Below are 12,019 nucleotides of genomic sequence, written 5' to 3' on the forward strand. Positions count from 1 at the left end.
ATATTGAAAATCGCACTGAATTTTAACGGTGCGATTTTTTTGCTCGTTATAAAGTAAAAAAATGGGTCAGTATTTTAAAATTAACGTACACACCCAGAACAAATGCATAGGATATTTTATGATTTGTGAAGGGATGGAGAATACAATGCACAATGACAAGGATTCTTATCGTTTCTCTAGCAGCATGGGGAGTCGAGAGTTTAAAGATTATGGGCCAAAACCTTTTGTTGCGAACATTGATGAAGCGACAAAACTAAACGATACGTTTCGAACGGCTTTGTGGACGGGAGACTACTTACAGTTAACGTTAATGAGTATTGATGTTGGGGAAGACATCGGCCTTGAGAATCATCCAAATTTAGATCAGTTTTTGCGGATTGAACAAGGTCAGGGAAAAGTTCAAATGGGGAGAAGAAAAGATGCTTTGAATTATCAGAGAGAGGTTTATGACGATTATGCGATTTTCATTCCTGCAGGAACTTGGCATAATCTAACAAATACTGGTGATGTCCCAATAAAGCTTTACTCCATCTATGCCCCGCCAAATCATCCGTTTGGAACGGTTCATGAAACGAAAGCAGATGCGATAGCTGCGGAAGAAGGCGAGGATAATCGAGCTCAAAAGGTGTTTGGTAAAACGCCAGATGAGTGGGTGGAGCATACGGAATACCTCGTAAATGAAGGCCTAGAAGATGTGAAAAGAGGTATAAATGCGACGCACATTTTGCAAGAATTCATCTTAATGGGAGTGCTAGTTGGAAAGGGCTATTCACCTGAGAAAGCGTACGAAGTCGTGGAAGAATGGGAACGGACTGGAGAATCGAAACTTCTTCAAGAAAGTAAGAAACGATCGTAACGGGTAAGTTGATTTGAACGGAATTTTATGGTTCATTCCCCTAAAAGGCGTTTGTTCTTTCAAGCGCCTTTTAGGGGAATTTTATTTGGTTAAGCGTATTAAGATGTTTGATGTTTCGTTTCCCTTTGTTCATCAGGATCCTTTCTAGCTTCTCTTTTTTGGATTTCTTCTAGTTTTTCAATCATATGCTTGTAGTCGAGCTGGTTAATGTTTGGGTAGCTGTTAATCTTTCTTCTTATTTCTTCTAATTCAGACGGGAGGTTATTTCGGTTATTATTGGAAAACATCGCTGCAACCGTCCCTGTGATCACCCCAATCGTCCCGATGCCGACGATCATTAAAACGCCTGCCACAATTTTTCCGACCGTTGTTTCAGGATATAAGTCGCCATAGCCGACAGTCGTCGTTGTGACAACTGCCCACCAGAGTGCATCACCATAGGTTTCAAACTCCGGTTCGATCCATTTCATTGAAAGAGCAGAAATAAATAGAAGTGAGATCACATAGACAAAGGCGCGATCAATCTTGTATTTTGTGAAAAATAGTTCAAACATAGAAGTACGGTGATTGATAAGAGCCACTAAACGAATAACGCGTATGAATCGAACAAATCTAGCCGTTCGAAACAACTGATCGAGAGGGATAATGGCAATTAAATCAAGCGGATGCTGTTTAATGAAAGTCCACTTGTTTTCGCTTAAGAAAAGCCGTGTCGCGTAATCAATCAAAAATAGGATCCAAATAAAGAAATCGAGTGCCGCCCCTTCAGGATCTGGCAAATCAACGACGAGTGAATAGATAAGAAGAAGGGCGAGAATAAATTCATAGATCATACCTAGAGATTGCTTTTGCAAGGAAATCACCTTCTTTACTCGGTTAACCATTAGTTCGCTAGAGAGAGGGAAGCACCTGCTAAAAAAAAGTAGCCCCTGATAAATAAGGGCTACTTTTTTAGAATATCAAAGGCTGTTGAGACATGGTTTCTTGATCTCTAGATTTCTTTCGAATAAAATAAGCATCTTCGATCGTAACTTCGGCTTCTTCAAAATGCTCAAATGGTTTTGTTTCATCGATATATTTAATCAAATAATGATCCTGTCCTCGCTTCATATGAATGATTCGTTCTTGGTCAAGATCTTTGATTTTAGAGAGAGGAATTTGACCTTTATACACACGTAAAGGTAGGTGTGTTTTCCAGAGGTTGATTGGTCCCTTAAAAAGAACTTTTCCTTCTTGAAGCCAGATGATATCGTCCGCCATATCTTCCCATTCATTTAACTCATGTGTGGCAATAAGAACAAGTCTGGATTGTGCGTACCTTGTTAAAAGCGAGACAACGTTCTTTCTTTCACGACTATCCAGGTAGTTTAATGGTTCATCAAGTAGCAAGATAGGCGGACAGTCCAGAATTGCCTGGGCAATTCCCACTCTTTGTTTCATCCCCTGTGAGAGGGTTTTGATTTTGGCACGTTTCACGTCTTGAAGGTGCAGGCCAAGAAGCGATTGTTCAACAGCATCTTCATTCACAACGCCTTTCAATTCACTCATGTAGTGCAGAAATCGTTTTACTTTCATTTCTTCATATAGTTCAATACCGGTTGGAAGAAATCCGATATTTTTACGAATGAAGGGGAGGGCGTCATCAATGGTTTTCCCACCGTATTGAATGGTACCTCTGTGAGGCTTTAACGCGGTTGCGATTAGTTGAAGTAACGTTGATTTACCAGCTCCGTTTTTGCCAACTAAAATAGTGATGCCTCTACCCAACGTTAATTCTGGAATGGAAAGAGAAAAGTGTTTACGGTCATGTTTGACATTCTTTACTTGGATCATTCCCTCCACCTCATAAGTAGGAAAGGCGTAGACTTTTCCGATATGATAAGAAAAGCATACCTGCACCTAGACCTAGAATAACGAGGTAAGAGACAACAAATAAGAAGTTCTGTTGAAACGCCTCACCCGAAATGGCAAACACCGTATAAGGTAAAACAAGGAATGTCAAAACCCATCCGAACAGCGCTGCGATAAATCCTGCGATGACCCCTTTATGAAACATTACGAAAGCAAGCAAGCCCGTTAAGAAGAGAAGCGGTGCAAACCAATGCAAGAGAAAAGTACCGGGATTAATCATCATATTATCTTGGACAATATAAAGCGTTGATAACAGCGAAAGGCCGATGTTTACTACGAGAACCACAAGTAATTTGCTTAATAGTAAGAGAGCTGGTGGGAATGGGGTAATCGATTCGACCATGCGCATTTCCTTATTCCACGTTTTGTAACTATAAAGAACGCCAAATAGTAAATAAATCGGTACAACAATCGGGAATAAACTATCTGATTCCATACTGCCAGAAGAGATAACTGTTAGCATGGCAAAAATGAGAAAGCTTATTAACCAGTAAGCCCAGTGATATGAGCTGAATTGATTGAGACATTGTTTTGCGAGTGAAGGTTTTGCAGGTTCCGCATCTTGATCGAATTGAAATTCGACCTGAGACGGTTTTAGTTCGTCAAAAGAATCCTGTAAGGACAAAAGAAGTTTCTGCGTATCCTCTGAACGGGGTGACGTAGCCAGATAGGACTTGAGAGGCTGCTCTAAATCTTCTTCTAGCTTTTCTAACTCAAGATCAATGTTTTGCATGGTTAACTTCCTCCTTTCGAGCTAAAGATGCTTTTAGTTTCTTTAATGCATGAAATAAGTTTGATTTTACCGTGCCAAGCGGCAGTTCTAACGTTTCTGCAATTTCTTGATATTTTAACTCCTGATAAAAACGTAAATAAACAATTTCTCTTTGTGTTTCTGATAAGGTATCAAGCTTTTTAAGAAATTCTACTCGTGATTCCTGACGCTCAAATAACTCAACGACTGATGGCTCTTTATCAGGCTGATCAGGTATAAAGTCGAGGATTTGTTTTTCCGATTTAAACCCTGCGCTTTTCCAGTAGTCTCTGCATTGGTTTGTGGCCACTTGATAGAGCCAAGGCTTTATTTTTTCAGGAATTTTATTTGATTTCAGCTGTTTGATTAATTTTAGAAAAGTATCCTGGACGACATCTTCTGCCTTTTTTCGATCGCGCAACATTCGCTCAAGGTAGCCAAGAAGCGGTGCGTGGTAGCGATGAACGAAAGCTTCAAAAGCAGCTTGATTTCCACGAGCCATTGCCAGTACTAATTCTTCATCTGTCATGAAACCTTCTCCTTTCGTTTCTGACTTTCTTGCATCACTTCATCCCATATTCGTTGCCAATCTTCAAAGGAGAGAAGTGTCGATGGTTCACGGAATAAAGAGAAATCGGAAGGGAATCCCGGATCAATCCATTCTTCGCTATAAATCCGGTTAAGCACCTCTTTTACTTGCTTTTCTTTTCCAGATTCTACTGCCGTTTTGATCATAGTGAAAATTCGATTTGCTTTAATCTCTTCTTCACTATAGTTCTCAATTGGAATGTCGTCATTAAGTGTAATGACTAATCTTCTAGTAGCGGAGGCTTTTTCTTCATTTCCATTTTCTATTTCATAGAGGTAAGCGTAAGCACTTAGAATGGCGCTTGTCACTAACTCACCTTCTTCGTAGCCATATATTTCTGTACTGTCATGTAAAAGGTTAATTTGAAGAAACAACTTCAATAAGTATGCCTCATCTAGTTGATAGAAGGACGACTCACTTAGAAGATAATTATGGTCAATAAACCCCTGTTGTCTCATATAATTTGCCCAGCGAATATTTTCGACAGGCAATAGAAAGAGATGACTCATTGGTTCAATCTCTTTCGTAAGGTATCGATCGGTATAAAGAAGTCGTTTGTCTAATTCGGACATGAATGTTTGAGCGCGTGTCTGATTATAGCTATTTGTCACAATCGAAAATGGAAAATAATCCGACGGAACTTCTACAAGATCCCCTGAATATAGGTCGAGCTTGGAAGTTTTTCCTTTAAGTTGATAAGAGCCATTCGCTAACTGATGTTCTTCAATTGTTCCATATATGGGTGAAGACATGTTCACCGTAACGTTAAAGAGCGCTCGATTGTCTAGTTCTACATTTGTCTGAGACTGGCCATTCATATCGTAAAGATATTGATGGCCAGGCAACGGGTACCATGCAGATTGAGAAGGCATGATCATCTGATCTCCACCAACGTATCCTGGATAGTATTCTTGCCCGTAATTAGATGCCCAGAGTTCATAAGTTCCCTCATAGTTCAACTGAATAACGGGTGAGTGAGTATGATCAGGTAATGAAATAGTGATGAAATCATTTTCTCTTGTAAACGGAACCGTCTGATGATCGATTATCACATCTTTTACAGTAAATGTTTGATTCAGTGTGAATTTGATCACCTCGTTCGTTGAAAATTCATCTTCCGGAAGCGTGAGGCTGGCTTCAATTGAAAGAGAATTCTCTTTTTGTTGATCGATCGAAATGTCGTACTTTTCAATGTTAAAGCGTTCTGGTTGATAGAGCTCACCTTCGCCATCCAAAAGTCCATCTGGGTGAGGAAGCGGCGGAAATGTCATGTAGCGATGTTCACCGTCTTGGCCACTTGTAATAAAAGGTGATTGTTCTTTTATCTCGCTAAATTCCCTCATTCGTTCACTCCATAAAGAAGCGTATGGAAGGTAAGAAACAATAACGATTCCAGCACTTAGAATCAGCAGACCTCTCCAAAGTTTGTCGTATTGGTGAGGTCTACGAATATTAAGAATAAAGATAATGAGGACAAGAAGAAATCCGGCTACTGTCGTAACAAAAAGGCGCTGCAATGCTATTTCTTCTTTCATCAATTGAATGCCCCACGTCCCGTTAATTAGTACTGAATCAACAAATAAGTAGGTGAGGTGAAACGCTTTTAGATAAAAAAGTTGGCCTTGATTAATAATGAAAATTTCCATGAAAAGCGTTCCAAACATCCAGGCACAAAACGCGATTAAATAGACAAATCGATTTTTTATTAATACAGATAATAGCATGCCAAGGGATAAGCTAATAAAGAAGGTTACTTCATATTGAACGAAAAAGAACCGTACAATCGTCAGCGTTTCTGGTATAGCAATGCTCTCATTTGTAGCAAATATAAAGTAAGTAGTCGTCATGAGAATCGTAAAGATCGTCATATAGAGAAGAGCCGAACCAAATTTAGCCGATATGAAAATGAAATTAGACACAGGGAAGGATTGGTGCCATTCAAAAGATTCATTTCCAACATCACGACGTATGAGATAAACACCGATAAGAATACATAAGCCGGTAACAAGAATGAAAATAAGCGAGTGGGTGGTTTCATAGGTCGTTCGATAGAGATTCCCATGAATGCCATCCTGATTGGTATTCATGCTAAAAAGTAACCAAATCAAGTAAAGAAACGGAAGGGGCGTAAAAATCCAGCTTTTAAACAAAAAAGATAATTCAAGTTTAAATTGAACGAGCCATTTTCTCATGTACCATCACGCCCAATCAAAGCCATGTACCCCTCTTCAAGTGTGGGATTGACGGCTTCTGCAAAGTCAAACGGAGCTACAGGTGAAATTGCACGACAATGTAATCCGTTGGCCTTTCTTTTGGTTAGCGTCATTTGCAGTCCAGCAAGTTGATTCCAGTCAGCATCTTCAAGATCAAATTCCCAAACAAGTCCGTTTCCTTTGCATTGTAGATCAAAAGGCGTTCCGATAAATAAAATCTCGCCTTTATTTAAAACGATTAACGTGTCACAGCTGGATTCAATATCTTCTACGATGTGTGTGGATAAAATGACCGTCCTTCTACTTGATACATCTGCGATGATGTTTCTAAAGCGTAAGCGTTCTTCAGGGTCTAATCCTGCAGAAGGTTCATCAAAGATCATAAGCGAAGGTTCCCCGTAGAGGGCCTGTGCAATACCAAGGCGCTGTTTCATCCCATTCGAGAACGTCTTGATTTTCTGATTTTGTTGACTTCTTAAGTTAAGAGCATCAAGCAAGCGATTCTTTTCCATTCCATGATCATAGTCCCGATCTTGCTTAAGCTGTCCGATGTAATCCAGAAACTCTGATGCAGTAAGCTGCGGATAAAGCTGAAAGTGCTGAGGGAGATAGCCAATTTCTTTGCGAACGCTTGAAGCTTCTTTTTGAATGGAATACCCATTAACGATAATATCTCCAGAAGAAGGTTTCGATACAGCAGCCAGCATTCGCATAAAAGTCGTTTTTCCAGCACCATTAGGCCCTATTAGTCCAACCATTCCACCCTCAACAGCTAAATTAAGATCATGGAGAACTTTCTTTTTCTTAAATTGTTTTGTAAGATGAGATACTTCAATCACAAACGTTCATCCTTTTAACATTATTCTACTGCTATGACGAATGGTGTTCATAAAAAGTTTTCGCCTTGATTTAAAATAAAAAAACCTCTGCACGATTCGTGCAGAGGAATAGCTTTACAACGGTAAAACGTATAACAGAACACAGAAAAAGTGAGCGAGCGTTCCACCTACAACAAATAAATGCCAAACAGCATGATGGTATTTAAAAGCTCTCCATACATAGAACACAGCACCTATTGTATAGAGGATTCCGCCAATCACTAGTAGCATCATTCCATTTGGGTGCAGGTTCTGGGTAAGTGGATTCCAGGCAAGAACGATGAGCCAGCCCATTAAAACGTAAAGAATCGTTGAGATAAAGAGAAACTTTTTGACAAAATAAGCTTTGAAAACTGTTCCAATAATCGCGAGGCCCCATACAATTCCAAATAATGTCCAGCCAAGCCAGCCCTCAATGACTATAAATAAAAAGGGGGTGTACGTTCCTGCGATAAAAAAATAGATGGAAGAGTGATCAAGTATTTCAAAAAAGTCTTTTGCTTTTCCGGCGGGAAAGCTATGCACAAGGGTAGAAGCTGTATAAAGCAGTAGCATCGTTGCGCCAAAAAGCGTAAAGCTGACAATATGCCATGCCGTTCCGTAAAGAGATGCAAAGACAATTAATATGACGAGAGCAGCAAGACTGATAATAGCTCCAATTCCATGGGTGATATAATTTGCGCGTTCTTCACCAACCGTAAACGTATGAGTTGTCATAAGCACCATTCCTTTAAATCAATTACTAGAAGTATACTACATGATTCTCCATACGTCATTGTTGTGAAAGGACTATTTCTTTTGATCTCGAAGCTTTTCAGCTTCTTTTAAGAGGTGATACGTATAAAAATCTTTTTCCTCTAGTTGCTCGGTGACGGCTTCCATCACAAGGAATTCTTCGGCAATTTCTTCTCGCATAGAAGTAAGAAGTTTTTCACTATCGGAAGTTACTAATTTATTCTTTTCGTTCATAGTCATTCGCTCCTTCAACATAAATGATAGTATCATTCTGCCTAAGAAAGCTGAATTTATTCTAAAAAAGCTTTGTTTTCTTGTTATCTTTCAAAATAGATCGGTAGACATGGTAACCGCTCGTCGATACCCCAATTGTACCAGCACCTGGAAAAACGCTGTCGCCACAAAGCCATAGCCCATCTAGACCGGTGCGATGGGATAGGCTGTTAAAGAGACTATATTCGTTTGTTTGGGGGAAGCCGCCTACCATGCCTTTTGGTCTTTTCGTAAAGCGTTCCCATGCTCGAGGAGCTCCAGTCATCTGTATTTCAATTCCGCTTCTTACATTTGGAATGACGCGTTCGATGCCTGTTAACATTTTTTCAGTAAGTTCCTTTTTATATTGATCGTATTTCTCTTTTGTATCCCAGTGATGGAGTTCTGTATGTGTACTAATGGTTAACGTGCGAAAGCCAGCGGGTGCACGATTAAGATCGTTGGACTTCGACAGGGATAAGAAGAGGTGATTCCCCTCTGTCATGTCTCCATCCGAGGAGAGGACTTGGCTAAACAGCGCGGTGTAGTCAGGAATCACCTTTTCATCTAAAGCAAGATACATCGTAAACGCTCCCCACTGTGCAAGTTGACTTCTACTTCTTAATTTTGGAGGGAGTTGTTTTTGGAGCGGTTCCGGTAGAAGTGGCACAAATGCCTGGACAGGTAGGTTACTAACAAGGTGATCTCCTTTCCACTGCTCTCCTTTTTGATCAATGGCTACCCAGCGGTTATTTTCGCGGCGAATCGTTTGGACTTGTTTTCTGCGGTAGGTTTTCCCACCGTTCTCCTCAATATACTGCTGAAGTATTTCAGCAATACGGTATAATCCGCCGTCCGTATAGTAAGCACCTTCATGATAAATATCGAGAGCGAGGGAGCCCATCAGTGCGGAACAATTTGCACTAGTTGTTTGCATACTATCGATTAATTGGCCATCTATAAAATGCTTGAAATCAGTTGCTTCTGTAAGGTTATGTTTCAGAAGGAGATCTCCCATTGTTTTCCTTAAATATGGCAAAAGGAGAGGTGTACCGGGTTTTGAAGATAGAAGTAGCCCTTTCCATTCGGACAAAGTTACCGGTGGAACAACTGGAAGAGGTTCAATTAACTTTCGAATTTCTGCTCCGATTTTCCATACCTCTTTATAGAAGGAAACGATTTTGGCTGCATGATCGGGGAATTGAGTGGCACATTCTGATAAATGACGGTTCCGATCAGAATAGTATGGCATTACACGACTTCCCTGATATATTCGCATAATTTCATCCATTGCGATGGCCGGAAAGGATCGTCCCAACTCTCTTAAAATTCGGTGGTGTAGTCCGCCTTCCTCAAACCCCATTCCCATCGTTGCACCAACTGGAAAAAGAAATTTTCCTCTGCTGAATTTTCCAGCAGATCCTCCCCATTCATTCGAAGCTTCTAGAACTGTTACATGATAGCCGTCTTTTGTGAGCAGGGCAGCAGTCGTCAAACCGCCAATACCGCCACCAATTACAATGATCTCCATTTTATTCCCTCCATGATGCTCCGAATCCCATTTCTTTCTATTATATAGGTGATCGAAGTTCAAATCATGTATGAGTGTGTCTTTTGCTATACAAGCGTAAGGAAAATTCCATGTTTGTACCGTGGTACTTGTCCAGCCAACTTGATAAAATCGACATAAGATAAGGTAAAGAGTGAGTCAGGTCCCCCCCCTTTGTAAATACTCACTCTTTGTGACCCATATGTTTGAGTCAGAATTTATTCTGACTCTTTTTTTATTTTAGTAAACGAGTTGTTTCTTTCAGCGGCCCTCTATCAGAGCCGATTGTGTTCGAACCTTGTAAAGAAGGGGGAATTAGCCTTGCTTGAAATAATTGAAATCGGAAAAAATGAGCATGGACGAGAGCTGACGATTCGAGAGCTCATTAAGAAGCTTGAAGAACATCCTCTTGATCCAGCTTTTGAAGAAAGCGGAAATTTTATTTTTCCATATCAGCCACTTCGTGATGCAAAACGGTATGAGGGTTGTCGAGCATTTTTTGGAGACTTTGCGATGATATCCTGTCGTTTCTTTATTGTGACAGATGAAAAGGTACTGATAGACGAGTTAATAAAAGCGATTAAAGAAAACCAGGAACGCATCGATTATGGAAGATTAAGAGATGTACAGATGAATGGTCGGGTATCGCATTAAATATGCTATAATTAGGGTATTCTGCGTGTGATTGGAGTGAGTAAAATGAGTCTTGAAACACTTCAGGAACAAGTTGATGGGTTGATGGATAAGTACACCGAGCTTCTCCTTGGAGATACAAGCCCTGAGCTCAAGGAGAAAGTAAAGCTGTGGGCCATGTACACGCACCTCTCAAAAACGATGCCTCCACTAGCCAAGCACTGGAACCAAACATATCCTGATGCAAAAGATGCCATGAAAGAGTTAGTGGCTGAAATTAAAACCATGAACGAAGAGCACCGAAAAGCTCAAGCGTCAAATAAAGACACTGATCAATGAAACCAGGATTTCTTCTGGTTTCATTTTTTTGCATAGACAAATGTTGATAAGTGTAGCAACAAATGAACAAAAGTTAAGTATCCGAAAGAGACGATCGGAAATATACTAGTGTATGACTTTTACTTTCTGTTTAGAGGGGTATAGAGTAAGGAGATAGTTAAAATTTAACAAGATTAATTCGAGAGAAAATCTATCAAAACTAGACTAATCTATAGCATGTCATGGTAAAATAGCATTGAAGGCGAAATATGGCGGTATTTGATACTATATGCCGATTTTCTCCAGAATATATTTTTTATGACGCTTTGTATGCGTTTTCATGGAGGGGTTATGATGGAACAAGTAATGCGTAATTTCTTTTTATACATGGGGAAGAATAGAGTAGCAACGAAAGTAGCGAAGCGATATGGTATGCGTTTTGGAGCAAGCCGCTTTGTAGCCGGTGCGTCTCTTGATAGTTCCGTGAACGCGATAAAAAAGTTAAATCAAAAAGGATTGTCCGTTACAATCGATCATCTCGGTGAATTTGTTGATAATGCCGCTGAGGCGGATGAAATGACAAATCACTGTATTGAAGCGATTGAGCGTATTGCAGCAGAAAACCTTGATTCTCAGCTTTCTCTTAAACTAACATCTATGGGTCTCGATATTGATGATCAGATGACAATAAAGAATATGCGTCGCATTCTCGAAGCCGCTGATCGCCACGACGTGTTTGTCACAATCGATATGGAAGATTTCGAGAGGTGCGGTAAAACCATTGAAATATTCACTGAACTTAAGAAAGAATTCGCAAACATCGGTACTGTTCTTCAAGCTTATTTGTACCGAGTAGCTGAAGATATTGAGAAGTTAAATGAGCTGTCTCCTAATCTTAGACTTGTGAAAGGGGCTTATAAAGAGTCTCATAAAGTAGCATTCCCAGACAAAAAAGATGTCGATGAAAATTTCAAAAAAATTATTAAAATGCATTTATTAAATGGAAATTATACTGCCATTGCCACTCACGATAACCAGATTATTGAATACACAAAGAAACTTGTTGAAGAATACACTATTCCACACACACAATTTGAGTTTCAAATGCTTTATGGGATCTGTGTGGAAAAACAAGAGGAGCTTCTTAAAGAAGGTTACAAGATGCGCGTCTATGTACCTTATGGTAAGGACTGGTACGGCTACTTTATGAGAAGACTTGCAGAGCGGCCGGCAAACGTGGCTTTTGTGTTAAAAGGAATGATGAAATAGAAGAAAGCGGGCAATCGTCCGCTTTCAATAAGTTGTGATTGAATTCGCAAAATTTTGTTAAAAAA

General features: G+C 39.9%; 12 protein-coding genes and 1 pseudogene. 4 read left to right on the forward strand and 9 right to left on the reverse strand.

The window, feature by feature from the left end; translation table 11 throughout:
- Positions 1–199: 199 nt before the first annotated feature.
- A pseudogene (locus PQ578_RS03760) lies at positions 200–601 on the forward strand (cupin domain-containing protein); the annotation flags it as partial.
- A 353-nt stretch (positions 602–954) separates the two neighbouring features.
- Here PQ578_RS03760 and PQ578_RS03765 read toward each other — a convergent pair.
- The 9 genes from PQ578_RS03765 to PQ578_RS03805 all read right to left on the reverse strand — a co-directional run bounded on the left by PQ578_RS03765 (position 955) and on the right by PQ578_RS03805 (position 9,716).
- Positions 955–1,710, reverse strand: coding sequence for a potassium channel family protein (locus PQ578_RS03765; RefSeq protein ID WP_273832257.1), 756 nt, complete (start codon positions 1,708–1,710; stop codon positions 955–957).
- A 97-nt stretch (positions 1,711–1,807) separates the two neighbouring features.
- Positions 1,808–2,689: an ATP-binding cassette domain-containing protein gene (locus PQ578_RS03770; protein ID WP_273832258.1), complete on the reverse strand. Its 882-nt coding sequence runs from the start codon at positions 2,687–2,689 to the stop codon at positions 1,808–1,810.
- Positions 2,690–2,699: 10 nt separating this feature from the next.
- Positions 2,700–3,500: a hypothetical protein gene (locus PQ578_RS03775; RefSeq protein WP_273832259.1), complete on the reverse strand. Its 801-nt coding sequence runs from the start codon at positions 3,498–3,500 to the stop codon at positions 2,700–2,702.
- Positions 3,487–4,047, reverse strand: coding sequence for an RNA polymerase sigma factor (locus PQ578_RS03780; RefSeq protein WP_273832260.1), 561 nt, complete (start codon positions 4,045–4,047; stop codon positions 3,487–3,489). Before PQ578_RS03780 ends, PQ578_RS03775 begins: the two co-directional genes overlap by 14 nt.
- Complete coding sequence (locus PQ578_RS03785) at positions 4,044–6,299, reverse strand: ABC transporter permease (protein WP_273832261.1); 2,256 nt, start codon at positions 6,297–6,299, stop codon at positions 4,044–4,046. The genes PQ578_RS03780 and PQ578_RS03785 overlap by 4 nt, the downstream gene beginning before the upstream one ends.
- The gene (locus tag PQ578_RS03790; protein ID WP_273832262.1) at positions 6,296–7,159 is read right to left on the reverse strand and encodes an ATP-binding cassette domain-containing protein; all 864 of its coding nucleotides are present in this window, start codon (positions 7,157–7,159) and stop codon (positions 6,296–6,298) included. The genes PQ578_RS03785 and PQ578_RS03790 overlap by 4 nt, the downstream gene beginning before the upstream one ends.
- Positions 7,160–7,273: 114 nt before the next feature.
- On the reverse strand, positions 7,274–7,924 hold the full coding sequence (gene trhA, locus PQ578_RS03795; protein WP_098444891.1) for a PAQR family membrane homeostasis protein TrhA: 651 nt from the start codon (positions 7,922–7,924) through the stop codon (positions 7,274–7,276).
- A 63-nt stretch (positions 7,925–7,987) separates the two neighbouring features.
- Complete coding sequence (locus tag PQ578_RS03800; RefSeq protein ID WP_273832263.1) at positions 7,988–8,167, reverse strand: hypothetical protein; 180 nt, start codon at positions 8,165–8,167, stop codon at positions 7,988–7,990.
- Positions 8,168–8,228: 61 nt separating this feature from the next.
- Positions 8,229–9,716 (reverse strand): phytoene desaturase family protein, encoded by a 1,488-nt coding sequence (locus PQ578_RS03805; RefSeq protein ID WP_273832264.1) that lies wholly within the window; start codon positions 9,714–9,716, stop codon positions 8,229–8,231.
- Positions 9,717–10,055: 339 nt separating this feature from the next.
- Here PQ578_RS03805 and PQ578_RS03810 point away from each other — a divergent pair, with 339 nt between their 5' ends.
- The 3 genes from PQ578_RS03810 to PQ578_RS03820 all read left to right on the forward strand — a co-directional run bounded on the left by PQ578_RS03810 (position 10,056) and on the right by PQ578_RS03820 (position 11,954).
- Positions 10,056–10,388, forward strand: coding sequence for a hypothetical protein (locus PQ578_RS03810; protein ID WP_098444888.1), 333 nt, complete (start codon positions 10,056–10,058; stop codon positions 10,386–10,388).
- A 45-nt stretch (positions 10,389–10,433) separates the two neighbouring features.
- The gene (locus PQ578_RS03815) at positions 10,434–10,706 is read left to right on the forward strand and encodes a YusU family protein (RefSeq protein WP_160917736.1); all 273 of its coding nucleotides are present in this window, start codon (positions 10,434–10,436) and stop codon (positions 10,704–10,706) included.
- A gap of 333 nt (positions 10,707–11,039) precedes the next feature.
- Entirely contained in the window at positions 11,040–11,954 is a 915-nt protein-coding gene (locus tag PQ578_RS03820) for a proline dehydrogenase family protein (protein WP_098444886.1), read from the forward strand.
- Positions 11,955–12,019 lie beyond the last annotated feature (65 nt).

Source organism: Guptibacillus sedimenti, assembly GCF_028610665.1.
Taxonomy (GTDB): domain Bacteria; phylum Bacillota; class Bacilli; order Bacillales; family Guptibacillaceae; genus Guptibacillus; species Guptibacillus sedimenti.

Bases quoted from the DNA above. Each gene is read 5' to 3' on its own strand.
- PQ578_RS03770 (WP_273832258.1), bottom strand. From the start codon at position 2,689: ATGATCCAAGTAAAGAATGTCAAACATGACCGTAAACACTTTTCTCTT.
- PQ578_RS03775 (WP_273832259.1), bottom strand. From the start codon at position 3,500: ATGCAAAACATTGATCTTGAGTTAGAAAAGCTAGAAGAAGATTTAGAG.
- PQ578_RS03780 (WP_273832260.1), bottom strand. From the start codon at position 4,047: ATGACAGATGAAGAATTAGTACTGGCAATGGCTCGTGGAAATCAAGCT.
- PQ578_RS03785 (WP_273832261.1), bottom strand. From the start codon at position 6,299: ATGAGAAAATGGCTCGTTCAATTTAAACTTGAATTATCTTTTTTGTTT.
- trhA (WP_098444891.1), bottom strand. From the start codon at position 7,924: ATGGTGCTTATGACAACTCATACGTTTACGGTTGGTGAAGAACGCGCA.
- PQ578_RS03800 (WP_273832263.1), bottom strand. From the start codon at position 8,167: ATGAACGAAAAGAATAAATTAGTAACTTCCGATAGTGAAAAACTTCTT.
- PQ578_RS03805 (WP_273832264.1), bottom strand. From the start codon at position 9,716: ATGGAGATCATTGTAATTGGTGGCGGTATTGGCGGTTTGACGACTGCT.
- PQ578_RS03815 (WP_160917736.1), top strand. From the start codon at position 10,434: ATGAGTCTTGAAACACTTCAGGAACAAGTTGATGGGTTGATGGATAAG.
- PQ578_RS03820 (WP_098444886.1), top strand. From the start codon at position 11,040: ATGGAACAAGTAATGCGTAATTTCTTTTTATACATGGGGAAGAATAGA.